The organism is Piezobacter thermophilus (genome assembly GCF_055386745.1).
On record NZ_AP042380.1, the window covers coordinates 583,368 to 609,464 of the forward strand.

The following is a 26,097-nucleotide window of genomic DNA, read 5'->3' on the forward strand; positions in this document are numbered from 1 at the left end:
GCTTATCCGACCTGCTGCGGGGCCATGTCCGCCGGGTCGATGCCGGCCACCCGGACCGGTTTCTTCATCGCGTCGCGGCGGAACGGCTCGCCCAGTTCCTGGTTGATCATCGCCTCGATCAGCGTGGTGGTGCCGTTCTCCATCTGGTCGCGGATCGCCCGGTTGAGCGCCTCCGTGAGTTCCTCCATCGTCCGCGCCTGCACGCCCTTCAGCCCGCAGGCCTGCGCGATGCCGGCGTAGGAGACCCGTTCGTTCAGTTCGGTGCCGACGAAATTGTCGTCGAACCACAGGGTCGAGTTGCGCTTTTCCGCGCCCCACTGGTAGTTGCGGAACACCACCTGGGTGATGGCGGGCCATTCGGGACGCCCGATGGCGGTGAGTTCGTTGACCGCGATGCCGAAGGCGCCGTCGCCGGAAAAGCCCACCACCGGCACGTCGGGGCAGGCGATCTTGGCGCCGATGATGGCCGGAAGGCCGTAGCCGCAGGGGCCGAACAGGCCCGGGGCGAGGTATTTCCGGCCCGCCTCGAAGCTGGGATAGGCGTTGCCGATGGCGCAGTTATTGCCGATGTCCGAAGAGATGATGGCCTCTTTCGGCAGCGCCGCCTGAATCGCGCGCCAGGCCATGCGCGGGCTCATCCAGTCGGGTCTGGCCGCCCGGGCCCGCGCGTTCCAGTCGGTGCCGGGGTCGTCGTCCTCGTGATCCATGGCGGCCAGCTGCTGCGCCCAGGCGGATTTGGTCTGCGCGATCAGGGCGCGGCGTTCCTCGCGGCCTGCGTCCCCGGCGTGGTCGGGCAGCGCGGCAAGGATCTGCCGCGCCACCTTGCCGGCATCGCCGACGATGGCGACATCCACCCTCCGGGTCAGTCCGATCCGGTCGGGGTTGAGGTCGTTCTGGATCAGCTTGGCGTTCCGGGGCCAGTAGTCGATGCCGTATCCCGGCAGGGTCGAGAACGGGTTGAGCCGGTTGCCCAGCGCCAGCACCACGTCGGCCCGTGCGATCAGCTCCATCGCCGCCTTCGAGCCGTTGTAGCCCAGCGGCCCGGCAAAGAGCGGGTGGCTGCCGGGAAAGGCGTCGTTGTGCTGGTAGCCGCAGCACACCGGCGCGTCCAGTCGCTCGGCCAGGGCGACGGTGTCGGGGATGGCGCCGGCCAGGATCACCCCGGCGCCGTTCAGGATCACCGGGAAGCGCGCCTCGCCCAGCAGCCTTGCGGCCTCGGCCACGGCCTCGTCGCCGCCGGCGGGGCGTTCGATCGGCACGATCTGCGGCAGGTCGATGTCCACGACCTGCGTGAAGTAGTCGCGCGGCACGTTGATCTGGGCCGGGGCGCTGGCGCGTTTTGCCTTGAGGATCACGCGGTTGAGCACCTCGGCCATGCGCGCGGGGTCGCGCACCTCTTCCTGATAGCAGACCATGTCGGCAAAGGCGCGCATCTGCTCCACCTCCTGGAAGCCGCCCTGGCCCATGGTCCTGTTGGCCGCCTGCGGGGTGACCAGCAGCAGCGGCGTGTGGTTCCAGTAGGCGGTTTTCACGGCGGTCACGAAATTGGTGATGCCGGGGCCGTTCTGGGCGATCATCATGCTCATCCGCCCCGAGGCGCGGGTGTAGCCATCGGCCATCATCCCGCCCGAACCTTCGTGGGCGCAGTCGAAAAACCGGATGCCGGCCTTGGGAAAGAGGTCGGAAACCGGCATGAAGGCCGAGCCGATGATGCCGAAGGCGGTGTCGATCCCGTGCATCTGCAGAACCTTGATGAAGGCTTCCTCGGTGGTCATTTTCATGTGCGGAAACTCCCGTTGATGCGCAGCAGGCCGTGCCGGCCGAGGGGGCCGGGTCTGCTTCGGGTTTAGGCCGCGGGGCGGGGCGGGGTTAGGGCCAGTCGGGGTAGCGGATTAGGGCCAGTTGCGGTGAGCAGGGGGCGCTGCCCCCCGGCCTTCGGCCGCCCCCCGGAGTATTTGGGGCAAGAGGAAGGAGGGGGGCGGGGTCAGAAGAGCAGGTCCAGGGCGGCGTAGCGGGCCCCTTTCCCCAAGGCGACGAGGGGCAGGAACAGATGGAGGCGAACCCGCAGCACGCCTGCGGCGAAGGTCAGCGGATCCCCGATGATCGGAACCCACGCGAACAGCAGCGACCAGACTCCGTAGCGGTTGAACCGGCCGGCGGCCCGGTCCAGCTGCGCCCGCGAGAAGGGGAACCACCTGCGATCCGTCCAGTTCAGCAGCCATCGGCCAAGCGCCCAGTTCACCAGTGCCCCCGCCGTGTTGGCGGCCGTGGCCACGGCGATCAGCAGCAGGGGATCGAAATCGCCCGCCGCGAGGGCCGCCGACAGCATCACTTCGGACGAGAACGGCAGGATCGTTGAGGCAAGGAAGGCGCCTGTCGCGAGGGCGATGAGGGTGGACATGCCGGATGCGGAACTTTCTGCTCGGGAATCGGGGCGAGGCGTCGCTACCACGCGGGGCGCATGTTTGCCACGGGCAAGGGGCGCCCGCGTCACTGCCGTTCGATGGCGCGGGCGATGCGTTCGATCCCTTCGTGAATGCGCGCGGCAGGGATGGAGGAGTATCCAAGGCGATAGAAATGCGTCGGTGGAGACGGTCCGAAGAAGAAGGGCGCGCCGGGCTCGATCAGCACGCCTTCGGAATAAAGCGTTTCGGCCAGCCGGGTCGTGTCGATCCGCTCGGGCGCGCGCATCCACAGCGACGACCCGCCATGGGCCCCGCGCCCGGCAATGGTCAGCCCGTGCCTTTCGATGGCCTCTTCCAGGGTCTGGCGGCGTTCGTGCAGCTTTTCCGCCATGCGCCGGATCTGGGCGTCGTAATGGCCGAGCGACAGGAAATAGGCGGCGGTGCGCTGGATGTGTCCGGGCGGGTGGCGCAGGACGCTTGTGCGCAGGGCGCGGGCCTCGCGGATGAAGACCTCGGACCCGACCAGATAGCCCAGCCTAAGCCCCGGAAAGAGCGACTTGGAAAAGCTGCCCACGTAGATCACGCGCCCGTCGTCGTCCAGCGACTTCATGGCGGGGGTGGGGGCGCGCAGATAGGCCATCTCGAATTCATAGTCGTCCTCGACGATCATGGCGCCGATTTCGCGGGCCCGTTTCAGCAGGGCGTGACGCCGCGCAACCGGCATGGTGGCCGAGGTGGGGCTCTGATGGCTGGGGGTGGTGAAAATCACGTCCGTATCGGCGGGAATCGCTTGCGGCGGCAACCCGTCCGAATCGACCGGAACCGGGGCAAGCTGGCAGCGCGCCTGTACCAGGAGGTCGCGCAGGGAATAATAGCACGGATCCTCGATCGCGGCCTTGCGGCGCCGATTCAGCAGGATCTGCGCGGTCAGCCACAGCGCATTCTGCGCGCCCAGGGTGATGAGGATTTCCTCGGGCCGGGCGGTGATGCCGCGGCGGGGCAGCGTGTGCCGGGCAATGAAATCGACCAGAAGCTGGTCGTCCTCGTCGTGATAGTCGGTGGTGAGCGAGGCAAAATCCTTCTGCCCCAGCGCGCGCAGGGCGCACAGCCGCCAGTTGGCATGGTCGAACAGCGACGGGTCCGCCTGCCCGTAGATGAAGGGGTGGCGCAGCTCGCTCCAGTTGCCGGGCTTGCGCAGCGTGTTGCCTCCGGTAAACCGGCGGGCCAGAACGCGCGGCCAGTCGATCCGGTCTTCGCGCCGCTTTGGCGGGTCGTAGACCGGCGGCACCGGTGCATTCTCGGAGACGAAATATCCCGACCGCCCGCGCGAGGTGAGATAGTCGTTGGCGACAAGTTCGGTATAGGCCAGCGTCACCGTGATCCGGCTGACCCCCAGATGCCGGGCCAGCCTGCGCGACGAGGGCAGCTTTTCCCCGACATGGAAGCGCCCGGACAGGATCCCTTCGGCGATCATCTGCTGGATCTGCGCCTGCAGCGTGCCTGTTGCATCCGGATTGAGGAAAAAGGTTTCGACCGAAATCGCCATGATTGCACGATATGCCGGACCCATACCGCGCGCAAACCGGTCATGATATTCCCCGGGCGCGCCCGGCCTCGCAAGAAATGAAAAATCTTGTAGGCATTCCGATGAATTTCTGATATATCTACTAAACCGAATGTGTGCACCTCTTCGCCGGACGGCGAGTCCGGCGAAGGGGGCTTGCCGATTGTTCGAATGTCTTTGACTTGAAATTCACGAGTGCCCTGCGCTCGCGGTGTCAGGAGGAAACACTGGATGGCTCATATCGTCGTAATGGGGGCCGGCTTGGGCGGTTCGATCATGGCCTACGAGATGCAGGAGCAGCTGCGCCCCGAGGACCGGATCACAGTCATTACCAAGGACCCGATTTATCACTTCGTCCCGTCCAACCCGTGGATCGCGGTCGGTTGGCGCAAGCGCGACAACATATCGATCGATCTGTCGAAGATCATGGCGAAGAAGAAGATTGATTTCAAAGCGGTCCCGGCGAAAAAGGTCCACCCCGACGAAAACCGGGTGGAGCTGGAGGACGGAACCTCTGTCGATTACGACTTTCTCATCATCGCCACCGGCCCCGAGCTTGCCTTTGACGAGATCGAGGGGCTCGGCCCGTTCGGCGGGCATACCCAGTCGATCTGTCACGTAGATCACGCCGAGAAGGCCCATGTCGCCTTCGAGGAATTCTGCAAGGACCCCAAGCCGATCATCGTCGGCGCGGTTCAGGGGGCGTCCTGTTTCGGTCCGGCCTACGAGTTCACCTTCATCCTCGATACCGAGCTGCGCCGGCGCAAGATCCGCGACAAGGTACCGATCACCTTCGTCACTTCCGAGCCTTATATCGGGCATCTGGGCCTTGATGGCGTGGGCGATACCAAGGGCCTTCTGGAATCCGAGATGCGCGAGCATCACATCAAGTGGATCACCTCGGCCAAGGTGCAGAAGGTCGAGGAAGGCAAGATGTTCATCGAGGAGATCGCCGAGGACGGATCGGTCAAGGCGGAAAAGGAACTGGATTTCGGTTTCGCCATGATGCTGCCGGCGTTTCGCGGCATCGACGCGGTGATGGGCATCGAGGGGCTGGTGAACCCGCGCGGCTTCATCATCGTGGACGAACATCAGCGTAACCCGAAATATCCCAACATCTTCGGCATCGGCGTCTGCGTGGCCATTCCGCCGGTGGGGCCGACCCCGGTCCCCTGCGGCGTGCCCAAGACCGGCTTCATGATCGAATCCATGGTCACGGCGACGGCGCTCAACATCGGCCAGATCCTGCGCGGGCAGGAACCCGACCACCAGGGCAGCTGGAACGCCGTGTGCCTGGCCGATTTCGGAGATTCCGGCGTGGCCTTCGTGGCGCAGCCGCAGATTCCGCCGCGCAACGTCAACTGGGCGTCTTCGGGCAAGTGGGTGCATGTGGCCAAGATCGGCTTTGAAAAATACTTCCTGAGCAAGCTGCGCAAGGGCACCTCCGAGCCCTTCTATGAAAAGGCGCTTCTGAAGGTGCTGGGGATCAACAAGTTGACCGAGGTCAAAAGGCTCTGATCCGCCCGCCAGCGCAAGCCAGTGCAGGACCGCCCCCGGGCGGTCCTTTTCTTTGGTCATCATGCCGAAGCCGGCTTGCACAGGGGGCCTTGCGGGGAACTATGGTTCGATATAACTAGTTTTATAGTTTAATTGGGAATCATGCGATGTGGGAAACTTTTGCACAGGGCTTTGCCGCGATGGGGTCGGAATCGCGGCTGAAGGTGCTTCGCACGCTGGTGCGTGCGGGCGAGCGGGGGCTGACCGTGGGCGAGATACGGGAACGGACCGGCATTGCGCCATCTACCCTGGCCCATCACCTCAAGTTCCTCGCCGCCGGCGGGCTGGTGATTCAGGAAAAGGCCGGTCGGGCGGTGATCAACCGGGCCGACTATGATGCGTTGGAGAAACTGGCGCGGTTCATTCTGGCCGAATGCTGCGCCGATCAGGAAAAGGGGGCGGCGAGGGATGTCTGAAACGTCACTGAATGAGGGGCGCGCCTGGCGCGGGGCGGTGGATGCGCTGAAAACTCCCTGGGCGGCGATCGCGGCGTTGTTGCTGGCGGTGGCGCTGCTCGACCCCGGCAATCTGCGGGCGACGGTCGAGTTCGCCGCCCGTGCGCTGGCCAGCACGTCGCGTTACATCCTGTTCGCGGTCCTGCTCCTGGCGTGGCTCAAGGCCACCGGGGCCGAGCTCCTGGTGGCCCGTGCCTTTCAGGGGCACGAGGTTCGGATGATCCTGCTGGCCGCGCTTTTCGGAGGGCTGGCGCCCTTCTGTTCGTGCGAGGTGATCCCCTTCGTGGCCGGGTTGCTGGCGCTGGGCGCGCCGCTTTCGGCGGTGATGGCGTTCTGGCTGTCCTCGCCCCTGATCGATCCGCCGACGCTGCTGATCACCGCCGCGGCGCTGGGCTGGCCGTTCGCGGTGGCCAAGGCTGTGGCGGCGGTCGGGTTGGGATTGTTCGGAGGGTTCGTTGTGCGCGCCCTGATGCGGCGCGGGGCGTTCGCGGCGCCGCTGAAGGCGTATCGCGCCTGCGGGTGCAGCTGTGGTCCGGCATCTGGCGGGCGGCCGCTCTGGCGGTTCTGGACGGAACCGGACCGGCGTGCGGTTTTCCGTGGCGAGTTTGTGCGCAATGCCCTCTTCCTGCTGAAATGGCTGGCCCTGGCCTATGTTCTGGAGGCGCTGCTGGTGCAATATGTGCCGGCGCGGCTGATCGCCGGGCTGGTCGGAGGCGAGGGAGCGTTGCCGGTGCTGGCGGCGGCGCTGGTGGGGATGCCCGCATATCTCAACTCCTATGTCGCGCCGGCGATGGTGGCGGGGCTGATGGAACAGGGCATGAGCGCCGGTGCCGGCATGGCCTTCATCGTGTCGGGGGCGGTCAGTTCGGTGCCGGCGATGGCGGCGGTGTGGTCGCTGGTGACCCCTCGGGTCTTTGCAATCTACCTGTTGCTCGGTCTGACCGGCGCGGTTCTGGCCGGACTGCTGTTCGGGATCGTGGCCTGACGGGGTTGTGCCGAAAGACGTTGGCCCCGGCGTGTTCGCCGGGGCCTTTTCCGCTTCGTGAGTGGTGGTTGCGTCTGAACGCTGCGGAAACCGTTGTCAGTTGTTCCGGTCAAGCGCGCGCAGGCGTCGGATCAGGCTGGAGGTATCCCACCTGCCGCCGCCCATGTTCTGCACGTCCTTGTAGAACTGATCCACCAGCGCCGTGACCGGAAGCGATGCGCCGTTTTCATTGGCCGTGGACAGGCAGATGCCCAGATCCTTGCGCATCCAGTCCACGGCGAAGCCGAAGTCGAACTTGTCGTCGAGCATGGTTTCATAGCGGTTCGACATCTGCCACGATCCGGCCGCGCCGCCCGAGATCACTTCGACCACGGCCCGGCCATCCAGCCCGGCCTTCTCGGCGAAATGCAGGCCCTCGGCCAGTCCCTGCACCAGGCCGGCGATGCAGATCTGGTTGACCATCTTGGTCAGCTGCCCGGCGCCGCTTTCGCCCAGTCGCTTGATCGAGCGCCCATAGGCCTGCATGATCGGTTCGGCCCGGGCATAGGCATCCTCGTCGCCGCCGCACATGATCGACAGTACGCCGTTTTCCGCCCCCGCCTGCCCGCCCGAGATCGGAGCATCGACGAAGGAGACGCCGCGATCCCTGGCCGCAGCGTAAAGTTCACGCGTGACCCGGGCCGAAACCGTGGTGTGATCGACAAACACGGCGCCGGAAGACATGCCCTCGAAGGCGCCGTTCTCGCCCGTGCAGACCGCGCGAAGGTCGTCGTCATTGCCGACGCAGGACATGACGAATTCCGCGCCCTGAGCGGCGGCGGCCGGTGTCGGCGCCATCGTGCCACCATGTTCGCCCACCCAGGCCTCGGCCCTGGCTGCGGTCCGGTTGTACACCGTGACGTCATGTCCTGCCGCCACCAGGTGGCCTGCCATCGGGTACCCCATGACACCGAGGCCGAGAAACGCGACTTTTGCCATCCATCGATCCTTTCGATTTCATCTCCACGGGGGTGCATGTCCGCGCGGCCGGCTGTGAAACGTCAAGATTCCCCGCCCGCTTGGGATGCTTCGGGGATTTGGTTAGGAAAACTAACCAAACGCACGCGGTTCGCGCAAGGAAAGTTTTGCCTGGCCGAGCAGGCGACCGGTCGGGGTGGGGGCTCTGCCCCCACACCCCCGGAGTATTTTCGGCAAGAGGAAGGATTATTGCCTGTGGTCGTCGCGTTCCCTTGCGAATCGTCTTGGCGCTTGGTTGGCCTCGATGAAGGTGGGCAGCAGGTCGGCGCCACCAGGCTTTTGGGAAGGGCCCGCGGATCGGGATGCCGACCGCCGCTCCGATAACGGTCTTGCCGCCATGTTGCGGGGGTATTGGCATTCCCCCTTCAGGTGTTGGGCACGTAAAGCTGGGCATAGGCGGCGCGGACGGCCTCGGTCGCCTCGTCCCGTCGGCGTTCGATGTGCTTGCGCATGGACGCCGCTGCGGCATCGGAATTGCGGGAGGCGAGCGCATCGAGGATGCGCCGGTGCGCGGCGACAGGATCGCGTTGCCGTACCGCTCCGGATTGCATCCGGCGCAGGTCGATCATGCGCACGTAACGGATGCGGTCGTTGAGATTGTCCAGCAGTCGGACCAGTTCGGCGTTGCCCGAAAGGGCGGTCAGCCGCCGGTGGAAGTCTTCGTCCAGCTCGAGCATCCGCGCGACGTCGGCTTGTGGTCCATAGTCAGGGGCGATCACGTCGAGCCAGTTCCGCAGCTCTTCGGTCTGCGCGGTCGTGGCATGTGCGCAGGCAAGGCGGACGGCTTCGCATTCGATGGCGACGCGGGCCTGGTAGAGGTCGAGCACGCGCGCCGGATCGAGCGGCCGGCAGAAGAAGCCGCGGCCGCTTCGGAAGGTCAGGAAGCCCTCGGCCACCAGCCGGTTGAGCGCTTCGCGGATGGGTGTCCGGCTGGAATGGAGTTGAGCGGCGAGCGCGCTTTCGTTGATGCGGGCGTCGGGTTTGAAGACGAAATCGGCCGCCATTCTGCGCAATGTCTCGTACAGGCGATCGACGTTGCTTTCGGCAGTGGACATGGGGGTTTTCCCGATGCTTCGTGGCCCCGGCCCGGAGCGCGACAAGACGACTTTATGCAAGGATTGACAGGGGAGCAAGATTACATGCAAGGCTGTATGCAATTATGCATGCGGTGAGGAGCGGCAGGATGGACAACCGGATGAACGGCGCCGAGGCGATGGTGCGCATGTTGCAGGCGCATGGCGTGAAGCATGTGTTCGGGCTTTGCGGAGATACGACGTTGCCGTTCTACGACGCGATGCGGCAGCTCGATCACGGGATCGCCCATGTGCTTGTGCGGGACGAGCGCTGCGCGACCTACATGGCCGACGGTTATTCGCGGGTGACGGGGCGGCCCGGTGTTGCCGAAGGGCCTTCGGGGGGCGGGGCGACCTACATCCTGCCGGGGCTGATCGAGGCGACGGAAAGTTCGTATGCGCTTTTGGCGATTACAACGGATGTGTCGGTTGGATCATACGGCAAGTATCCGTTGACCGAGGTGGATCAGGAGGCGTTGATGCGTCCCCTGACGAAATGGAATGCCGTGATCCGCCGCGCCGATCACATTCCGCGCATGGTGCGAGCCGCGTTTCGGGCGATGACCACCGGGCGGGCCGGGGCGGCCCATCTGGGCCTGCCCCATGACGTGCAGAGCGATCCGGTCGGGGCAAGCGACATCTGGGCCGATCCGGAGACGCAGACCTATCCGGCCTATCGCGAGGCGCCCGCACCGGGCGCTGTCGAGGCGGCCGTGGAGGCGATCCTGTCGGCCCGCAGGCCGTTGATCATATGCGGGGGCGGTGTGGTGATTTCGGGGGCGTGGGAGGCGCTTGGGCGGTTTGCCGAACGGCTCGACATTGCGGTGGCCACTTCGATTTCAGGTCAGGGCGCGCTGGCCGAGACGCATCCGAACTGTCTGGGCGTGGTGGGGTCGAACGGTGGCACCGACGAGACATGGGAGATGATGGAGGCGGCCGATCTGGTGGTGTTCATGGGATGCCGGGCCGGGTCAACGACGACCGCGCGCTGGGAGGCCCCGAAGCCGGGCACGCGAATCGTGCATTTCGATATTGACCCCATGGTGATGAATGCCAATTACCGGACGGAGGTGGCGGTGGTGGGCGATCTCAGGTTGTCGCTGGAGGAGGCGAACGCCGTTCTGGATGCGCGTGATCAGGGGGCGGAAACCTTTGGCGGTGCGGCGGCGGTGGCCGAGCGCAAGCGGCGCAAGTTCGCGGCGTTCGCGCGGTTTGCGGCCAGTGACGAAGTGCCCATCCGACCCGAGCGGGTGGTCGCGGCGCTGATGAAGGTCCTGCCCGAGGATGCGACGGTGGTGTCCGATCCGGGCACCAGTTGCCCCTATTTCTCGGCCTATTATCAACTGCAGCGCCCGGGGCGGCATTTCATCACCAATCGGGCGCATGGCGCGTTGGGCTATGCCTTGTCGGCAGCGCTGGGCGCATGGTTCGGGCGGCCGGGGTCCAAGGTTGTGGGGCTCATGGGGGATGGATCCTTCGGGTTTACCTGCGGCGAGTTGGAAACGGTGGTGCGGTGCCGGGCTCCGATCACCTATGTCGTTTTTTCCAATGCCAGCTTTGGCTGGATCAAGGCCAGCCAGGCGGCAGACAGGGGCGGGCGGTATCACAACGTGGATTTTGGTCCGACCGACCATGCAGCGGTGGCTTCGGCCTTCGGGGTGAAATCATGGCGGGTGGAGGATCCGGACGAACTTGAAACCGCCCTGGGCAGGGCGGTGGCGCATGATGGTCCGACGCTTGTGGACGTGGAGGTGCAGCCGCTGGAAGAGGCCCGGGCCCCGGTACGCAAGTGGATGGGGTGAGGCCGGCACGGGGGCTCGGCTCGCTTGCGCGATCCGGCCGGGCGAGGGGCTCTGCCCCTCGCGCTCCCCGGGATATTTGCGGCCAGAAAAAGGATCTTCTCAGGCCTGGGCATCGATCGGAAGGGATCCTTGAAGTTCGTCCTCGATATGGGAGAGGAGGATATCGTCGAAACCGTCATCGGTGCGGAAACCCAGCTTGCTCGCGCGGCGCGTGTCGAAATCGCGTGGCCAGCCGGCGACGATTGCCGCGATCTTCGGATCGGGTTTGCGGATGATCAACCGGGTCGCCCTTTCCCCGGCGATGCGGCGCAGCGCGTCGATCTGCTCGGCCACGGTGGCAGAGACACCGGGCATGTTGAGTGCGCGTCGGAGGCCGAGGCGGGCGAGGTCGAGGTCTGTGGCGTGGTGGATGAAGCCGACCGCGGCGCGGGGGCTGGCGAACCAGTGGCGGGTCGTCTCGGGGACCGGGAGTTCGGCTTTCTGTCCGATCAGAGGTTCGCGCAGGATACTGGAAAAGAACCCGGATGCGGCTAGGTTGGGTTTGCCCGGGCGGATGCAGATCGTCGGCAGCCTGAGGCTGATGCCGTCGAGAATGCCTCGGCGGGAATAGTCCGAGATCATCAATTCCCCCATCGCCTTCTGGGTGCCGTAGCTGGTCAGCGGGGCGGCGAGGAAATCGTCGTCGATCCGGTCGGGAAAGGGCGCGCCGAACACGGCGATGGTGGAGGAAAAGATCAGCCGCGGGCAGTAGGGGGCGGAACGCGCTTCGGCGCGGATGGCGTCGAGCAGCGACCGGGTACCGTCGAGGTTGATGGCATAGCCCCGTTCGAAGAAATCTTCGGCACCGGCAGAGGGAAGTGCGGCGAGATGCACGATGACATCGGGGCGATTGGCAACGAGGCGTGCGGCGGTGTCGGGGGCGGCGATATCGGCGGCAAGGCGCAACCCGCCAGGGGCGTCGTCCGGGGCCGTGGGGGCGAGCGTGTCGGCGAGGTCGAGGGCCGAGACCTCGCGCTTGCCCAGCGTTGCGCGTGTTGCGATGCTTTCGGTCAGCTTGCGGCCGATCATGCCCGCCGCACCGGTAATCAGAACGCGCATGGTCGGCCCTCCTTCCGCGGTTCCCAAGCCCGAGGTCGTTGCCGCAACCGTGGCGCAGGCTTCGGGCAGAGTCCAGAAGGAGGGAGCGGGGAGCATTCGCCCCGTCGCCAACGGGTTTCGCCAACCGGTTTCGGGGCGCGGGCACGATGCCGGGGCGCGCCGGGTGGCCCATGTCGGTCCCAGCGCGCCTCTCGGCAGGTGCTCAGCTGTGGATTGCGCCGTCGCCGCAGGCAAGCGCCGCTTCGCGCACCGCCTCGGAAAAGGTCGGGTGGGCATGACAGGTCAGCGCCAGGTCTTCGGCAGCGGCGCCGAATTCCATCGCCACGCAGATTTCGTGAATCATTTCACCGGCTGCAGGGCCGATCAGATGGGCGCCCAGGATGCGGTCGGTTCCCTTGTCGGCAAGGATCTTGACGAAGCCTTCAGCGGCGAGGCTGGCCTTGGCCCGGCCGTTGCCCATGAACATGAACTTGCCGGTCTTGTAGGCGCGGCCCTGCGCCTTCAGGCTTTCCTCGGTTTCGCCGACGCTGGCCACTTCGGGGGCGGTATAGATCACGCCCGGAATCACGCCGTAATTGACGTGCCCGTGCCGGCCTGCGATCCGTTCGGCCACGGCAATCCCCTCTTCTTCCGCCTTGTGGGCCAGCATCGGCCCCGGCACCGCATCGCCGATGGCGTAGATGCCGGAGACGGAGGTCTGCCAGCCCGCATCAATGGCGATCTGGCCGCGTTCGGTCATCTTCACCCCCAGCGCGTCGAGCCCCAGCCCGTCGGTGAAGGGTTTGCGCCCGGTGGCGACGAGGACGCAATCGGCCTCTTGTGCATGTTCGCTGTCGTCCTTGCGCAGCTTCCAGGAGACACTGGCCTTGCCTTTTGAGACCGAACAGCCCTGGACCGCGGCGCCCATGACGAATTTGAGGCCCTGTTTCTTGAGAATGCGCTGGAAGGTCTTTTGCACCTCGCCATCCATGCCCGGGGTGATGGCGTCGAGATATTCGATCACCGTTACCTCGGAGCCGAGGCGGTTGTAGACGCTGCCCAGCTCCAGCCCAATGACGCCGGCGCCGATCACGATCATCCTTTTCGGGATCTTGCCGAGAGCGAGCGCGCCGGTCGATGTGACCACGGTCTTTTCGTCCACCTCGACACCGGGCAGCGTGGCGGGTTCCGAGCCGGTGGCAATGATGATGCTCTTGGCGCTGTGCTCTTCCTCGCCGACCCTGACCCGGCCCGGCGCGGGAATCGTGCCCCAGCCCTTGAGCCAGTCGATCTTGTTCTTCTTGAACAGGTATTCGATGCCTTTCGTGTTCTGGCCGATCACCTCGTCCTTGAAGGCGAGCATCTGTTTCCAGTCCACGGTGGGGGCCTTCCCCTTCAGCCCCATCTTCGCGAAGTTGTGCCTCGCCTCGTGCAGCTGGTGGGTGGCGTGCAGAAGCGCCTTGGAGGGGATGCAGCCGACATTGAGGCAGGTGCCGCCCAAGCTGTCGCGGCCCTCGACGCAGGCGGTCTTCAGGCCGAGCTGGGCGCAGCGGATGGCACAGACATAGCCGCCCGGGCCGCCGCCGATGATGATCACGTCATATTGGGCCATTTCGGTCTCCTGGTTGGGTGGGGGTGGGGGCGCTGCCCCCTCTGGGCCTGCGGCCCATTCACCCCCGGAGTATTTGCTGCAAGAGGAAGGAAGCTCTCATCCGTGCGGTCACAGATCCATCAGCAGGCGGCGCGGATCTTCGAGCAGTTCCTTGACGCGGACGAGGAAGGTGACCGCGCCCTTGCCGTCCACGATCCGGTGGTCGTAGCTGAGCGCCAGGTACATCATTGGGCGGATCACGATCTCGCCCCCCACGACGACGGGGCGGTCCTGGATCTTGTGCATGCCGAGGATACCCGATTGCGGCGGGTTGAGGATCGGCGAGGACATCAGCGACCCATAGACGCCGCCATTGGAGATGGTGAAGGTGCCGCCCTGCATTTCGGCCATGCCGAGCTTGCCCTCGCGGGCGCGTTTGCCCTTTTCGGCGATTTCCTTTTCGATCTCGGCAAAGGATTTCGTGTCGACGTCGCGGATCACCGGCACCACCAGGCCCTGGGGCGTGCCGGTGGCGATGCCCATGTGCACGAAGTTCTTGTAGACGATGTCGGTGCCGTCGATTTCGGCATTGACCTCGGGGATTTCCTTCAGCGCGTGGCAGCAGGCCTTGGTGAAGAAGGACATGAAGCCGAGGCGGACGCCGTGCTTTTTCTCGAATGCCTCCTTGTAGGTCTTGCGCAGCTGCATCACCGCGGACATGTCCACCTCGTTATAGGTGGTGAGGATGGCGGCGGTGTTCTGCGCGTCCTTGAGCCGCCGGGCAATGGTCTGGCGCAGGCGGGTCATGCGCACGCGTTCTTCGCGGGCGGCGTCCTCGGCCGGGACCGGGGCGCGCGGGGGCGGCGCGGCCGGAGCCTGCGGGGGCGCGGCGGAAGAGGTCGCGGCGGAGGCGACCGCGCGGGCGACATCCTCTTTCATGATGCGGCCATCGCGGCCGGTTCCGGTGATGGCGTCCGGCGAAAGCCCGGCCTCGGCCATGGCCTTGCGGGCCGAGGGGGCGTGTTCGATGTCGCGCGCGCCGGCGCCGTCCTTCTGCGGGGCCGTGGCCGGTGCTGGTGCCGGCGCGGTCGGGGCGGAGCTGGCAGTTGCGGTCGCGCCCGAGGTCGCGATCACGGCGAGCTTGCCCCCTGGCTGAACGGCCGCGCCTTCGGGGGCGAGGATCTCGGTCAGTACCCCGGCGGCAGGGCTGGGCACCTCGACGGAAACCTTGTCGGTTTCCAGTTCGCACAGCATTTCATCCTGCGCGACCGCCTCACCCACCTGTTTGAACCACGAGCTGACGGTGGCTTCGGTCACCGATTCGCCCAATGCCGGCACCAGGATATCGATCGTCGCGGCGGCGGCCGCAGCCGCAGCGGGCGGAGCGGCTTCGGGGGCCGGCGCCGTTTCAGCGTCGGCCTTGGCGGCGCCCTCGACGATGGTGGCAAGCAGGGCATCCACGCCGACGGTCGTTCCTTCGGGGGCCAGGATTTCGCCCAGGGTTCCGGCCGCGGGGCTGGGCACCTCGACCGTCACCTTGTCGGTTTCCAGCTCGCACAGCATCTCGTCCACCGCGACCGTATCGCCGGGTTTCTTGAACCACGTGGCGACCGTGGCCTCGGTCACGGATTCGCCCAGAGCGGGCACTCGAACTTCGATGGTCATGTTACCTGTTTCCTTCGATGGTCAGCGCCTCGTTCACGAGCGCGTCCTGTTGTGCCTTGTGCTGGCTGGCCAGCCCGGTGGCCGGCGAGGCGGAAGTGGCCCGCCCGACATAGGCGGGGCGTTGGTGCCGGGCGCCGATGCGGTTCAGGACCCATTCGAGATTGGGTTCGATAAAGCTCCACGCGCCCTGGTTCTTGGGCTCTTCCTGGCACCAGATCATTTCGGCATCCTTGAAACGGCCGAGCTCCTTGACCAGGCTGAGCGCCGGGAACGGGTAGAACTGTTCGATGCGCAGCAGATAGATGTCGTCGATGCCGCGGGCATCGCGTTCGGCCAGGAGGTCGTAATAGACCTTGCCCGAACACATCACCACCCGGCGGATCCTGTCGTCCGGGACCAGGGTGGTTTCGGACCGTCCCTTTTGCGCATCGTCCCACAGCACCCGGTGGAAGCTGGACCCGGTCGTGAAATCCTCGGCGTCGCTGACAGCCAGCTTGTGCCGCAGCAGCGATTTCGGCGTCATCAGGATCAGCGGCTTGCGGAACGAGCGGTGCAGCTGCCGGCGCAGGATGTGGAAATAGTTGGCCGGGGTCGTGCAGTTGGCCACGATCCAGTTGTCCTGTCCGCACATCTGCAGGAACCGCTCCAGCCGGGCCGAGGAATGTTCCGGCCCCTGGCCTTCGAACCCGTGCGGCAGCAGGCAGACAAGGCCCGACATGCGCAGCCACTTGCTTTCGCCCGAGCTGATGAACTGGTCGAACATGATCTGGGCGCCGTTGGCGAAGTCGCCGAATTGGGCCTCCCACAGGGTCAGGGCGTTGGGCTCGGCCAGGGAATAGCCGTATTCAAAGCCCAGAACGGCATATTCCGACAGCGCCGAATCGATCACCTCGTACTGGGCCTGCCCCTCGCGGATGTGGTTGAGAGGGTAATAGCGGTCTTCGGTTTCCTGATCGACAAAGGCCGAGTGGCGCTGAGAGAAGGTGCCGCGGGTCGAATCCTCGCCCGAGAGACGCACCGGATAGCCCTCGACCAGAAGCGACCCGAAGGCCAGTGCTTCGCCGGTGGACCAGTCGAAGCCCTTGCCGGTCTCGAACATCTCCCTTTTGGCCTCGAGCAGCCGCCCCACGGTGCGGTGCAGGTTGAAACCCTCGGGGACGCGGGTCAGGGCCTTTCCGATCTCGGCCATGGTTTCCGGCGCGATCGCAGTTTCGCCGCGCACATACTCGTCGCCATGACGGTCGAGATGCGACCAGCGCCCGTCCAGCCAGTCGGCCTTGTTGGGCTTGTAATCCTTGGCGGCCTCGAATTCCTCGTTCAGATGGGCCTGGAAGGCGGCCTTCATGTCCTCGATCTCGCCCTCGGGGATCAGCCCGTCCTTGACCAGCCGTTCGGTATAGAGTTGCAGCGTGGTCTTGTGCCGCTTGATCCGCTTGTACATCAGCGGGTTGGTGAACATGGGCTCGTCGCCCTCGTTGTGACCGAAGCGGCGATAGCAGAAGATGTCGATCACCACGTCCTTGTGGAACTTCTGGCGGAATTCGGTGGCCACCTTGGCGGCATGCACGACCGCCTCGGGGTCGTCGCCGTTGACGTGGAAGATCGGCGCCTCGACCACCAGCGCGTTGTCGGTCGGATAGGGCGAAGAGCGCGAGAAATGCGGCGCGGTGGTAAACCCGATCTGGTTGTTGATGACGATATGCATGGTGCCGCCGGTACGGTGCCCGCGCAGTCCCGACAGGGCGAAGCACTCGGCCACCACCCCCTGGCCGGCAAAGGCCGCATCGCCATGCAGCAGAACCGGAAGAACCTCGATGCGCTCCTTGTCGTTGCGCTGATCCTGCTTGGCGCGCGCCTTGCCCAGCACGACCGGGTTCACCGCCTCGAGGTGCGAGGGGTTGGCAGTCAGCGAAAGGTGAACGCTGTTGCCGTCGAACTCGCGGTCCGAGCTCGCGCCCAGGTGATATTTCACGTCGCCCGAGCCATCCACGTCCTCGGGCTTGAAGCTGCCGCCCTGGAATTCGTTGAAGATGGCGCGATAGGGCTTGCCCATCACGTTGGCCAGAACCGACAGCCGGCCGCGATGCGGCATCCCGATGACGATCTCCTTCACCCCCAGCGCGCCGCCGCGCTTGATGATCTGCTCCATCGCCGGGATCAGCGCCTCGCCCCCGTCAAGGCCAAAACGCTTGGTTCCCATGTATTTGACATGCAGGAACTTCTCGAAGCCCTCGGCCTCGACCAGCTTGTTCAGGATCGCCCGCCGCCCGCGCCGGGTGAAGGTGATCTCCTTGCCGTAACCTTCGATCCGCTCCTTCAGCCAGGCCGATTGCTCGGGGTCGGAAATGTGCATGTATTGCAGGGCGAAGGTGCCGCAATAGGTGCGCTTCACGATGTCCAGGATCTGGCGCATCGTGGCGATCTGCAGCCCCAGCACGTTGTCGATGAAGATGGGGCGGTCCATGTCGGCTTCGGTAAAGCCGTAGCTCTTCGGGTCCAGCTCGGGATGCGGGGTCTTGGAGCGCATCCCCAGCGGATCGAGATCGGCCACCAGGTGGCCGCGGATGCGATAGGCGCGGATCAGCATCAGCGCCCGGATCGAATCCAGAACCGCGCGCTGGATCTGGGTATCGGTGATCTCGACCCCCTTCTCGGAGGCCTTGGCGGCGATCTTCTTCCCGGCGGCGCTGGCCTCCTGCGGGGCGGGCCATTCGCCGGTCAGCGCGCCGGTCAGCTCGTCGGCCGGTTGCGGCGGCCAGTCGGTTCGCGCCCAGGACGGCCCCCTGGCCTCGGCCTTCACGTCCTGTTCGGGATCGCCCAGCTGGCGGAAGAACTCCGCCCAGGCCTCGTCCACCGCCCTGGGGTCGGTCGCATAACGGGCGTAGAGCTGTTCGAGGTATTCCGCGTTCTGTCCCTGCATGAAGGACGACGCATGAAACATCTTGTTCGGGGATTGCTCGGTCATTGTGGCACCTCGGGCGCGGTTCGAACCTCTAGATAGGGTGCGCCCGGCAGGATCACAGCCCCGCCGGGCGCAATCGGACTCATCCCTTGATTGCTTCCAGGACCGCCTCGCCCAGTTTCGCCGGGCTTTCGGCCACGACGATGCCGGCCGCGCGCATGGCCTCGATCTTGTCCTCGGCGCCGCCCTTGCCGCCCGAGACGATGGCGCCTGCATGGCCCATGCGCCGGCCCGGAGGCGCGGTGCGGCCGGCGATGAAGCCGGCGACCGGCTTCTTGCGGCCCTTCTTCGCCTCGTCGCGCAGGAATTGCGCGGCCTCTTCCTCGGCCGAGCCGCCGATCTCGCCGATCATGATGATGCTTTCGGTTTCCGGGTCGGCAAGGAAGCGTTCCAGCACGTCGATGAACTCGGTCCCTTTGATGGGGTCGCCGCCGATGCCGACGCAGGTGCTCTGGCCCAGCCCCACATCGGTGGTCTGCTTGACCGCCTCGTAGGTCAGCGTGCCCGAGCGCGAAACCACCCCCACCGAGCCGCGCTTGTGGATGTGGCCGGGCATGATGCCGATCTTGCAGGCATCCGGCGTGATCACACCGGGGCAGTTGGGCCCGATGAGGATCGAGTCGCTGTCCTGCAGGACGCGCTTGACCTTCATCATGTCCAGCACCGGGATGCCCTCGGTGATGCAGACGATCAGCTCCATCCCGGCGTCGATCGCCTCCAGGATCGAATCGGCGGCAAAGGGCGGGGGCACATAGATCACGGTTGCGTTGGCCTGCGTTTCGGCGCGCGCCTCATGCACCGAGTTGAAGACCGGCAGGCCCAGATGCGTCTGCCCGCCCTTGCCGGGGGTGACGCCGCCGACCATCTTCGTGCCGTAGGCGATGGCCTGTTCCGAGTGAAAGGTGCCCTGGCTGCCGGTAAAGCCCTGGCAGATGACCCTGGTGTTTTCGTCAACGAGGATTGCCATGTCGGCCTTCTCCTGTCCTTCTGTCTGCTGGCGGGCATTGCGCCCGAATGTTCCGGGTGGGGCGGATCAGCCCTTCACCGCCTTCACGATCTTCTGCGCGGCATCGTCGAGATCGTCGGCGGCGATCACGTTGAGGCCCGAATCGTTGATGATCTGCTTGCCCTTCTCGACATTGGTGCCTTCGAGCCGCACCACCAGCGGTACCTTCAGGCCGACCTCCTTCACCGCTTCCACCACGCCTTCGGCGATCACGTCGCAACGCATGATGCCGCCGAAGATGTTGACCAGGATCCCCTTCACATTGGGGTCCGAGGTGATGATCTTGAAGGCCTCGGTCACTTTTTCCTTCGTCGCGCCGCCGCCCACGTCTAGGAAGTTCGCAGGTTCCGCGCCATAGAGCTTGATGATGTCCATGGTCGCCATGGCCAGCCCCGCGCCGTTGACCATGCAGCCGATCTCGCCATCCAGGGCGATGTAGTTGAGATCGTATTTCGAGGCTTCCAGCTCCTTGGGGTCTTCCTCGGATTCGTCGCGCAGCTCGGCAATGTCGGGGTGACGGTAGAGCGCATTGCCGTCAAAGCCCAGCTTGGCGTCCAGCACCTTGAGGTCGCCCTCGTCGGTGACGATCAGCGGATTGATCTCCAGCAGCTCCATGTCCTTTTCGGTGAAGGCCTTGTAAAGCAGGCCCATGAGCTGCACGCACTGCTTGACCTGCGCGCCCTCCAGCCCCAGGGCAAAGGCGATGCGGCGGCCGTGGAACGGCTGATAACCGGTGGCCGGATCGACCGCGAAGGACAGGATCTTCTCGGGCGTCTTCGCGGCGACCGCTTCGATATCCATGCCGCCCTCGGTCGAACAGACGAAGGAAATGCGCGAGCTCTGGCGGTCGATCAGCAGCGCCAGATACAGCTCGCGCGCGATGCCCGATCCGGCCTCGATATAGATGCGGTTCACGCGCTTGCCGCCCGGGCCGGTCTGGTGCGTGACCAGCGTGCGGCCCAGCATCTTCTTTGCCTCTTCGGCGGCCTCCTCGACCGACCGGGCCAGGCGCACGCCGCCCGCGTCACCTGCATCGGCTTCCTTGAACCGGCCCTTGCCCCGGCCCCCAGCATGGATCTGCGCCTTGACCACCCAGAGCGGACCGTCCAGTTCGCCCGCCGCCGTCTTCGCATCTTCGGCTCTCAGGACGATGCGGCCGTCCGATACCGGCGCGCCATAGCTGCGAAGAAGGGCCTTGGCCTGGTATTCATGGATGTTCATGGAAGTCGTCCCGTCGTCTGACTGCAATTGGGGGCTGTATACGCATGTATGCGCAGTCCGGTTAATCCTTTTTTGCACGAATATCGGAAATTGGCGAGGATTTTAGCAGTTTGTGATCACGGCTCTGAAGTGTGTGATCACGAACCTTCGGGCGCACGGGAAATGCTTGATTCGCAGTCGCTTTGCAGACACGAAAAGAAGAGGCGAAGAAACGCGCGGTCGGCCCGATCGCCGCCCATTTCACCCGAAAATCACGCAAGGCACGGCCCACCGCCCGCGCACCTTCGACATGCGGCGCACATGTGGTCGGGGCATTCGCGTTGGCGACGGCTCCACGGGCCATATCGAGGAACAAGCCTCACGTATTCACCCTGGCCGATCGCCAAAGCCGGGATCACGTCTTTTTCTGGCTGAAAATATCCCGGGGAGCGCGAGGGGCAGCGCCCCTCGCCTGGACGAAAGACGCCCGCACCCCCTTACCGCTGTCAGCCCAGCGCGCTGTCGATGTTCTTGCAGGCCTCGACCAGGCCCTTCACTGCATCCACCGACTTGTCGAACATTTCCTGCTCTTCCTGGGTGAGCCTGATGTTCACGATCTTCTCGATGCCGCCGGCACCGATCACGGTCGGCACGCCGACATACATGCCCTTCACGCCCAGCTCACCATCGCACCAGGCGGCGCAGGGCAGAACCCGCTTCTGGTCCTTGAGGAAGGCCTCGGCCATCTCGATGGCGCTGGTTGCCGGGGCATAGAAGGCCGAGCCGGTCTTCAGCAGGCCGACGATCTCGGCGCCGCCATCGCGGGTGCGCTGCACGATGGCGTCCAGCTTCTCCTGCGTGGTCCAGCCCATTTCGACCAGGTCGGGCAGGGGGATGCCGGCAACGGTGGAATAGCGCACCGAAGGCACCATGGTATCGCCATGCCCGCCCAGCACGAAGGCAGTGACATCCTTCATCGAGACGCCGAATTCGAGGCTGAGGAAATGGCGGAAGCGCGCGCTGTCCAGCACCCCGGCCATGCCGCAGACCATGTTGTGGGGCAGGCCCGAATATTCGCGCAGGGCCCAGACCATGGCGTCCAGCGGGTTGGTGATGCAGATCACAAAGGCGTTCGGCGCGTGGTCACGGATGCCTTCGCCGACCGCCTTCATGACCTTGAGGTTGATGCCCAGCAGGTCATCGCGGCTCATCCCCGGTTTGCGCGGGACACCGGCGGTGACGATGCAGACATCTGCGCCGGCAATGTCCTCGTAGGACTGGGTGCCCTTGAGGGCGGCGTCAAACCCCGCGACGGGGCCGGATTCGGCGATGTCGAGCGCCTTGCCCTGGGGAATGCCTTCGGCAATGTCGAACAGCACGATGTCGCCGAGTTCCTTCAGCGCGGCAAGGTGGGCGAGCGTGCCGCCGATCTGACCTGCGCCGATCAGCGCGATCTTGGGTCTGGCCATGGATTCGATCTCCGGTCCGGTTGAAATTGGCGGTTTGCTAGTGCGTTACGCCGTGACGCGCAAGGGTTCCGCGCGTGCTGCGCCGCGCCGTGGCGATTGCCGCGCGGGGGATGTTTCCGCTAAAGCGGTTGAAACGAACGGGTTAGGTGGCGGGCGATGCCGGAACTCACGCCGATGTTTTTCCTCGTCGCGGCGCCGGCGGTGATGTTCGCGGGTGTCTCCAAGGGCGGGTTCGGATCGGGTGCGGCCTTCGCTTCGGCAACGATTCTGGCGCTTGTCCTCGATCCGGGGCAGGCGCTGGGCGTGATGTTGCCGCTGCTGATGCTCATCGACGCGGCGACGCTGAAACCCTACTGGCGCAGGTGGAGCTGGCCCGAGGCGAAGGCGATCATCCTTGGAAGCCTTCCGGGAGTAGGGCTGGGAGTTGCGCTGTTCGGCGTGGTGGATACGGACACAATCCGCCTGCTGATCGGAACGATCGCGGTTCTGTTCGTGATATGGCAGCTCTGGCGCCGCAGCGGCTTGCTGCGCCTTTCGGGTCGCCGGCTTCCCGTCTGGGCCGGCATCATCGCGGGCATGGCCGCCGGCTTTACCAGTTTCGTGAGCCATGCCGGCGGTCCGCCGGCAGCGGTCTACCTGCTTTCGCGGGGGTTGAACAAGGCGCGGTACCAGGCGACGACGGTCCTGATATTCTGGATCATCAATATCGTGAAGTTCGCACCTTACGCAGCGCTTGGCATGTTTACCGCGAAAACCGCGCTGGCCGACCTTCTCCTCACGCCCTTCGCGCTGGCCGGAGCATGGCTTGGCGTCCGCGCCCATCGGATCGTGCCCGAGCGGGCCTTTTTCGGCCTTGCCTATGTGCTGCTTCTGGTGACCGGCGCCAAACTGATCCGGGACGGCCTGACCTGAGGCTGCGGGTCGGGCTCAGGCCTCGACACCGATGGGTAGGGGCGGCGGGTTGAGAACGGTTTCAAAGGCCTCGCCCGAGGCGATCAGGCAGGTCAGCCCGTTCGGCCGGGTGGCGGTGATGGTCCAGCTTCCCGTCGCGGCCGATGCGAAAACCTCGATGACGGCGCCCCGCGTGCCAAGCCCGACGATCCGCAGCGTTTCCCCGTAGGTCGAGGCCAGCCGTTCGACCACCGCCGATCGCGGGGCGCAGTTTCGCGGCGCTTCCGCCCGCGCCTGCGCCGTCGCCAGCACCGCCATGCCAAGGCCCGTCATTGGCTTCATGAATTTCCGTTTCATCGCCAACCCCCGATCGACGCCGGCCCGACGGCCGGAATCTCGGGCGGATCATCCGCCTCCTGTCGAAAAACCCTGTCCGGCAATGCCCGGAAATGGTTAACGAACCGTTCACAATACTCGTGGCGAGGCCGGGATTCTGCGTTGCGGCGATATTTTTCTTGAATTTTCCGACCAGAAATGCCCCTTTCCGCGCAACAATATGTCCCGAAGGAGAGAGCTATGGCTGAGAAAACCGCCCCGCGCGCCCGCCCGTACCGCTCGGTGCTTTATATTCCCGGATCGAAGCAGCGGGCGCTGGAAAAGGCCCGCACTCTTCCCGTCGACGCCATCATCTTCGACCTGGAAGATGCGGTGGCCGCGGATGAAAAGGAAAACGCGCGGGGAACGCTTGCGGCCATGCTGGAGGAGGGCGGCTATGGCCCGCGCATGAAGATCGTGCGGATCAACGGGCTTGATACGCCATGGGGGCGGGACGACGCTGAGGCGGTGACGCAGATGGGCGCGGATGTGGTGCTGCTGCCCAAGGTGTCGGGCGCGGCGGATGTGGATGCGCTGGCCGCAATCACCGGTGACCTGCCGATCTGGGCGATGATGGAAACGCCGCGGGGGATGCTGAATGCCGCCGAAATCGCCGCGCACCCGCTTCTGACCGGCATGGTGATGGGCACCAACGACCTGGCCAAGGAGCTGCAATCCCGCTATCGCCCCGACCGGCTGCCGCTGCTGACCGGGCTGGGCCTGTGCCTGATGGCTGCGAAGGCCGAGGGCGTGGTGATCGTGGACGGCGTCTACAACGCCTATCGGGACAGCGAGGGCCTGGCTGCCGAGTGCGAACAGGGCCGCGACATGGGTTTCGACGGCAAGACCCTGATCCACCCGGCCCAGATCGAGGTGGCCAACCGTGTCTTTGCGCCGACCCCGGAAGAAATCGAGCTGGCCCGCCGTCAGATCGAGGCATTCGAACAGGCGCAGGCACAGGGGCAGGGGGTTGCCGTCGTGGACGGCCGGATCGTCGAGAACCTTCACGTGGAAGCTGCGCGCGATATCCTTGCCAAGGCGGCGGCAATCGAATCAATACTGGGGTTCTAGGCCATGCCGGACATGGATGGATGCAACCTTGCCCGCAGCTGGGGGCGGGCGGGCGCGTGCCCGGGCCGCTTGCGCGTTTCGGGCGAGACAAACAGGACAGGTTTTGGAACATGAGCGGATTCGGAGTTCTGATCGCGGGCGTGGCCCTTTGGTGGGTCGCCCATCTTTTCAAGCGCCTGGCGCCGAATGCCCGCGGCGCCCTTGGTGAAATGCCGGGCAAGGCGGTCGTGGCGCTGGTGCTGGTGCTGTCCATCTGGCTGATGTCCCGTGGCTTCCGGGCCGCTCCGGTCATCGACTTGTGGTCTCCGCCCGCGTGGATGCGCCATGTCAACAACCTGCTGGTTCTGGTTGCCATCTTCATGATGAGCCCGGCCGGCCGCAAGGGGCGGATCCTGCATGGGATGCGTCACCCGATGCTGACCGGGCTGGCGCTGTGGGCCATCGCCCATCTTCTGGTCAACGGCGATCTGGCGGCGCTGATCCTGTTCGGCGGGCTGCTGGCATGGGTTCCGGTGCAGGCCGCCGCCGTCAACCGCGCCGAACCCGACTGGACGCCGGGCGCTCCGGGCACGCTGGGGGCGGATGCGATGTTCCTTGTCGCCTCGGCCGTGCTGCTGGCGGTGATCGGCTGGATCCACGGGATGATCGGCCCCTGGCCATTCCCAGGCTGATACGGAGAACGCAATGCCGAAAATCTACCGTCTGCTGACCGAGGACGACACGTCGGCCTTTTGCCACAAGGTGTCGCTGGCCCTGTCCACGGGGTGGGAGCTGCATGGCAGCCCGGCCATGGCCTTCGATTCCGCCCGCGGGGTGATGCGCTGCGCGCAGGCCGTGACCAAGGAGGTGGAGCCCCCCTATTCCCCCGATATGAAACTGGGAGAGCAATAGATGGCCAAGACCAGTCCGGGCCGCTTCTTCGAGGATTACCGCGTCGGAGAGGTGTTGACCCATGCCGTCCCGCGCACCGTCTCGGGGGGTGAGCGGGCGCTCTATCACGCGCTCTATCCGGCGCGCCATGCGCTGTATTCCTCGGACGAGTTTGCCCGCGCCTGCGGGCTGCCGGCCAGCCCGATCGACGATCTGGCCGCCTTCCACCTGGTCTTCGGCAAGAGCGTGCCTGACATCTCGCTGAACGCGGTGGCCAATCTCGGCTATGCCGAGGGGCGCTGGCTGCGGCCGGTCCGGCCGGGCGACACGTTGCGCGCGGAATCGGAAGTGATCGGGCTGAAGCAGAACTCGAACGGAAGGACCGGGGTGGTCTGGGTGCGCACGCGCGGGCTGAACCAGCGCGGCGAGGCGGTGCTGGAATATTGCCGCTGGGTGATGGTGCGCAAGCGCGACGCCGCGGCCCCCGCCCCCGAGACGGTGATCCCCGAGCTGGCCGATGCGCTTCCGCCCGGGCAGCTTGTCATCCCCGAGGGGCTGGACTTCACCGATTACGATTTCGCCCTGGCCGGCGAGCCGCATCGCTGGGGCGACTATGAGGTGGGTGAAAAGATCGACCATGTGGATGGCGTGACCGTGGAGGAGGCCGAACACATGATGGCAACGCGCCTGTGGCAGAACACCGCCAGGGTGCATTTCGATGCCAGCTTGCGGCCCGACGGGCGGCGGCTGATCTATGGCGGGCACGTGATTTCGCTTGCCCGGGCGCTCAGCTTCAACGGGCTTGCCAATGCGCAGATGATCGTGGGGCTCAATGCCGGGGCGCATGCCAATCCCTGTTTTGCCGGCGATACGGTGCGGGCATGGTCCGAGGTGCTGGACAAGGCCGACACCCCGGCGCCGGGGGTGGGTGCGATCCGGCTGCGGCTGGTGGCATACAAGGAGGGCGCGCCCTTCGCGCTGCGCGGGGAGGACGGGAAATACCTGCCGGGGGTTCTTCTGGATCTCGACTACTGGGCCTTGATGCCGAAGTGAGAGGGCGCC

At 65.5% G+C, this 26,097-nt stretch carries 22 protein-coding genes; 9 read left to right on the forward strand and 13 right to left on the reverse strand.

Going from position 1 to position 26,097, the window contains the following annotated elements; genetic code table 11:
• Window positions 1-2 precede the first annotated feature (2 nt).
• The 3 genes from xsc to pdxR all read right to left on the reverse strand — a co-directional run bounded on the left by xsc (window position 3) and on the right by pdxR (window position 3,951).
• A complete protein-coding gene (gene xsc / locus ACZ5CM_RS02715) occupies window positions 3-1,781 on the reverse strand; it encodes a sulfoacetaldehyde acetyltransferase (protein ID WP_464641035.1) in 1,779 nt (592 codons plus the stop codon).
• A gap of 203 nt (window positions 1,782-1,984) precedes the next feature.
• On the reverse strand, window positions 1,985-2,401 hold the full coding sequence (locus tag ACZ5CM_RS02720) for a YqaA family protein (RefSeq protein WP_464641037.1): 417 nt from the start codon (window positions 2,399-2,401) through the stop codon (window positions 1,985-1,987).
• Between the two features lie 89 nt (window positions 2,402-2,490).
• A complete protein-coding gene (pdxR, locus tag ACZ5CM_RS02725) occupies window positions 2,491-3,951 on the reverse strand; it encodes a MocR-like pyridoxine biosynthesis transcription factor PdxR (RefSeq protein ID WP_464641039.1) in 1,461 nt (486 codons plus the stop codon).
• Window positions 3,952-4,200: 249 nt separating this feature from the next.
• Here pdxR and ACZ5CM_RS02730 point away from each other — a divergent pair, with 249 nt between their 5' ends.
• From ACZ5CM_RS02730 to ACZ5CM_RS02740, 3 genes are all read left to right on the forward strand, one after another.
• Window positions 4,201-5,487 carry an NAD(P)/FAD-dependent oxidoreductase gene (locus ACZ5CM_RS02730; RefSeq protein ID WP_464641041.1) on the forward strand — a complete coding sequence of 429 codons (1,287 nt, stop codon included), beginning with the start codon at window positions 4,201-4,203 and terminating at the stop codon, window positions 5,485-5,487.
• Window positions 5,488-5,633: 146 nt separating this feature from the next.
• Entirely contained in the window at window positions 5,634-5,942 is a 309-nt protein-coding gene (locus tag ACZ5CM_RS02735) for an ArsR/SmtB family transcription factor (RefSeq protein WP_464641043.1), read from the forward strand.
• The gene (locus tag ACZ5CM_RS02740; RefSeq protein WP_464641044.1) at window positions 5,935-6,966 is read left to right on the forward strand and encodes a permease; all 1,032 of its coding nucleotides are present in this window, start codon (window positions 5,935-5,937) and stop codon (window positions 6,964-6,966) included. The genes ACZ5CM_RS02735 and ACZ5CM_RS02740 overlap by 8 nt, the downstream gene beginning before the upstream one ends.
• Window positions 6,967-7,062: 96 nt before the next feature.
• Here the strand turns inward: ACZ5CM_RS02740 and ACZ5CM_RS02745 are convergent, their stop codons facing one another.
• Both ACZ5CM_RS02745 and ACZ5CM_RS02750 read right to left on the reverse strand, forming a co-directional pair.
• Entirely contained in the window at window positions 7,063-7,944 is an 882-nt protein-coding gene (locus ACZ5CM_RS02745) for an NAD(P)-dependent oxidoreductase (RefSeq protein ID WP_464641046.1), read from the reverse strand.
• Window positions 7,945-8,348: 404 nt separating this feature from the next.
• The gene (locus ACZ5CM_RS02750; RefSeq protein ID WP_464641048.1) at window positions 8,349-9,038 is read right to left on the reverse strand and encodes a GntR family transcriptional regulator; all 690 of its coding nucleotides are present in this window, start codon (window positions 9,036-9,038) and stop codon (window positions 8,349-8,351) included.
• A 128-nt stretch (window positions 9,039-9,166) separates the two neighbouring features.
• Here ACZ5CM_RS02750 and ACZ5CM_RS02755 point away from each other — a divergent pair, with 128 nt between their 5' ends.
• Complete coding sequence (locus tag ACZ5CM_RS02755) at window positions 9,167-10,858, forward strand: thiamine pyrophosphate-binding protein (protein ID WP_464641050.1); 1,692 nt, start codon at window positions 9,167-9,169, stop codon at window positions 10,856-10,858.
• Window positions 10,859-10,957: 99 nt separating this feature from the next.
• Here the strand turns inward: ACZ5CM_RS02755 and denD are convergent, their stop codons facing one another.
• The 7 genes from denD to mdh all read right to left on the reverse strand — a co-directional run bounded on the left by denD (window position 10,958) and on the right by mdh (window position 21,828).
• Window positions 10,958-11,956, reverse strand: coding sequence for a D-erythronate dehydrogenase (gene denD, locus ACZ5CM_RS02760; protein ID WP_464641052.1), 999 nt, complete (start codon window positions 11,954-11,956; stop codon window positions 10,958-10,960).
• 202 nt (window positions 11,957-12,158) lie between these two features.
• A complete protein-coding gene (lpdA, locus tag ACZ5CM_RS02765; RefSeq protein WP_464641054.1) occupies window positions 12,159-13,547 on the reverse strand; it encodes a dihydrolipoyl dehydrogenase in 1,389 nt (462 codons plus the stop codon).
• 108 nt (window positions 13,548-13,655) lie between these two features.
• Window positions 13,656-15,191 carry a 2-oxoglutarate dehydrogenase complex dihydrolipoyllysine-residue succinyltransferase gene (gene odhB, locus ACZ5CM_RS02770; RefSeq protein WP_464641056.1) on the reverse strand — a complete coding sequence of 512 codons (1,536 nt, stop codon included), beginning with the start codon at window positions 15,189-15,191 and terminating at the stop codon, window positions 13,656-13,658.
• 1 nt (window position 15,192) lies between these two features.
• Window positions 15,193-18,156 carry a 2-oxoglutarate dehydrogenase E1 component gene (locus ACZ5CM_RS02775; protein WP_464641058.1) on the reverse strand — a complete coding sequence of 988 codons (2,964 nt, stop codon included), beginning with the start codon at window positions 18,154-18,156 and terminating at the stop codon, window positions 15,193-15,195.
• A 79-nt stretch (window positions 18,157-18,235) separates the two neighbouring features.
• On the reverse strand, window positions 18,236-19,120 hold the full coding sequence (gene sucD, locus ACZ5CM_RS02780) for a succinate--CoA ligase subunit alpha (RefSeq protein WP_464641060.1): 885 nt from the start codon (window positions 19,118-19,120) through the stop codon (window positions 18,236-18,238).
• A gap of 66 nt (window positions 19,121-19,186) precedes the next feature.
• The gene (gene sucC, locus ACZ5CM_RS02785; RefSeq protein ID WP_464641062.1) at window positions 19,187-20,380 is read right to left on the reverse strand and encodes an ADP-forming succinate--CoA ligase subunit beta; all 1,194 of its coding nucleotides are present in this window, start codon (window positions 20,378-20,380) and stop codon (window positions 19,187-19,189) included.
• A 485-nt stretch (window positions 20,381-20,865) separates the two neighbouring features.
• Window positions 20,866-21,828 (reverse strand): malate dehydrogenase, encoded by a 963-nt coding sequence (gene mdh, locus ACZ5CM_RS02790; protein ID WP_464641063.1) that lies wholly within the window; start codon window positions 21,826-21,828, stop codon window positions 20,866-20,868.
• A 156-nt stretch (window positions 21,829-21,984) separates the two neighbouring features.
• Between mdh and ACZ5CM_RS02795 the strand changes: the two genes are divergently transcribed.
• Window positions 21,985-22,740 carry a sulfite exporter TauE/SafE family protein gene (locus ACZ5CM_RS02795; RefSeq protein ID WP_464641064.1) on the forward strand — a complete coding sequence of 252 codons (756 nt, stop codon included), beginning with the start codon at window positions 21,985-21,987 and terminating at the stop codon, window positions 22,738-22,740.
• Between the two features lie 15 nt (window positions 22,741-22,755).
• Here the strand turns inward: ACZ5CM_RS02795 and ACZ5CM_RS02800 are convergent, their stop codons facing one another.
• Window positions 22,756-23,052, reverse strand: a complete 297-nt coding sequence (locus tag ACZ5CM_RS02800) for a hypothetical protein (protein WP_464641066.1) — start codon at window positions 23,050-23,052, stop codon at window positions 22,756-22,758.
• A gap of 243 nt (window positions 23,053-23,295) precedes the next feature.
• On the opposite strand from ACZ5CM_RS02800, the gene ACZ5CM_RS02805 reads away from it, so the two are divergent.
• The 4 genes from ACZ5CM_RS02805 (at window position 23,296) to ACZ5CM_RS02820 (ending at window position 26,088) form a co-directional block, all read left to right on the forward strand.
• Window positions 23,296-24,165, forward strand: a complete 870-nt coding sequence (locus ACZ5CM_RS02805; RefSeq protein WP_464641068.1) for an HpcH/HpaI aldolase/citrate lyase family protein — start codon at window positions 23,296-23,298, stop codon at window positions 24,163-24,165.
• 110 nt (window positions 24,166-24,275) lie between these two features.
• Complete coding sequence (locus ACZ5CM_RS02810) at window positions 24,276-24,836, forward strand: NnrU family protein (RefSeq protein ID WP_464641069.1); 561 nt, start codon at window positions 24,276-24,278, stop codon at window positions 24,834-24,836.
• Window positions 24,837-24,849: 13 nt separating this feature from the next.
• Window positions 24,850-25,056, forward strand: a complete 207-nt coding sequence (locus ACZ5CM_RS02815) for a DUF1737 domain-containing protein (RefSeq protein ID WP_464641071.1) — start codon at window positions 24,850-24,852, stop codon at window positions 25,054-25,056.
• A complete protein-coding gene (locus ACZ5CM_RS02820; protein ID WP_464641073.1) occupies window positions 25,057-26,088 on the forward strand; it encodes a MaoC family dehydratase in 1,032 nt (343 codons plus the stop codon). It abuts the gene before it with no gap.
• Window positions 26,089-26,097 lie beyond the last annotated feature (9 nt).

Excerpts from the sequence above, each read along its gene's own strand:
- denD (WP_464641052.1), bottom strand. The coding sequence starts at position 11,956 with ATGCGCGTTCTGATTACCGGTGCGGCGGGCATGATCGGCCGCAAGCTG.
- ACZ5CM_RS02740 (WP_464641044.1), top strand. The coding sequence starts at position 5,935 with ATGTCTGAAACGTCACTGAATGAGGGGCGCGCCTGGCGCGGGGCGGTG.
- ACZ5CM_RS02805 (WP_464641068.1), top strand. The coding sequence starts at position 23,296 with ATGGCTGAGAAAACCGCCCCGCGCGCCCGCCCGTACCGCTCGGTGCTT.
- ACZ5CM_RS02800 (WP_464641066.1), bottom strand. The coding sequence starts at position 23,052 with ATGACGGGCCTTGGCATGGCGGTGCTGGCGACGGCGCAGGCGCGGGCG.
- pdxR (WP_464641039.1), bottom strand. The coding sequence starts at position 3,951 with ATGGCGATTTCGGTCGAAACCTTTTTCCTCAATCCGGATGCAACAGGC.
- sucC (WP_464641062.1), bottom strand. The coding sequence starts at position 20,380 with ATGAACATCCATGAATACCAGGCCAAGGCCCTTCTTCGCAGCTATGGC.
- ACZ5CM_RS02750 (WP_464641048.1), bottom strand. The coding sequence starts at position 9,038 with ATGTCCACTGCCGAAAGCAACGTCGATCGCCTGTACGAGACATTGCGC.
- lpdA (WP_464641054.1), bottom strand. The coding sequence starts at position 13,547 with ATGGCCCAATATGACGTGATCATCATCGGCGGCGGCCCGGGCGGCTAT.
- ACZ5CM_RS02815 (WP_464641071.1), top strand. The coding sequence starts at position 24,850 with ATGCCGAAAATCTACCGTCTGCTGACCGAGGACGACACGTCGGCCTTT.
- odhB (WP_464641056.1), bottom strand. The coding sequence starts at position 15,191 with ATGACCATCGAAGTTCGAGTGCCCGCTCTGGGCGAATCCGTGACCGAG.
- sucD (WP_464641060.1), bottom strand. The coding sequence starts at position 19,120 with ATGGCAATCCTCGTTGACGAAAACACCAGGGTCATCTGCCAGGGCTTT.
- ACZ5CM_RS02755 (WP_464641050.1), top strand. The coding sequence starts at position 9,167 with ATGGACAACCGGATGAACGGCGCCGAGGCGATGGTGCGCATGTTGCAG.
- ACZ5CM_RS02775 (WP_464641058.1), bottom strand. The coding sequence starts at position 18,156 with ATGACCGAGCAATCCCCGAACAAGATGTTTCATGCGTCGTCCTTCATG.
- ACZ5CM_RS02735 (WP_464641043.1), top strand. The coding sequence starts at position 5,634 with ATGTGGGAAACTTTTGCACAGGGCTTTGCCGCGATGGGGTCGGAATCG.
- xsc (WP_464641035.1), bottom strand. The coding sequence starts at position 1,781 with ATGAAAATGACCACCGAGGAAGCCTTCATCAAGGTTCTGCAGATGCAC.
- ACZ5CM_RS02810 (WP_464641069.1), top strand. The coding sequence starts at position 24,276 with ATGAGCGGATTCGGAGTTCTGATCGCGGGCGTGGCCCTTTGGTGGGTC.
- ACZ5CM_RS02745 (WP_464641046.1), bottom strand. The coding sequence starts at position 7,944 with ATGGCAAAAGTCGCGTTTCTCGGCCTCGGTGTCATGGGGTACCCGATG.
- ACZ5CM_RS02795 (WP_464641064.1), top strand. The coding sequence starts at position 21,985 with ATGCCGGAACTCACGCCGATGTTTTTCCTCGTCGCGGCGCCGGCGGTG.
- ACZ5CM_RS02730 (WP_464641041.1), top strand. The coding sequence starts at position 4,201 with ATGGCTCATATCGTCGTAATGGGGGCCGGCTTGGGCGGTTCGATCATG.
- ACZ5CM_RS02720 (WP_464641037.1), bottom strand. The coding sequence starts at position 2,401 with ATGTCCACCCTCATCGCCCTCGCGACAGGCGCCTTCCTTGCCTCAACG.
- ACZ5CM_RS02820 (WP_464641073.1), top strand. The coding sequence starts at position 25,057 with ATGGCCAAGACCAGTCCGGGCCGCTTCTTCGAGGATTACCGCGTCGGA.
- mdh (WP_464641063.1), bottom strand. The coding sequence starts at position 21,828 with ATGGCCAGACCCAAGATCGCGCTGATCGGCGCAGGTCAGATCGGCGGC.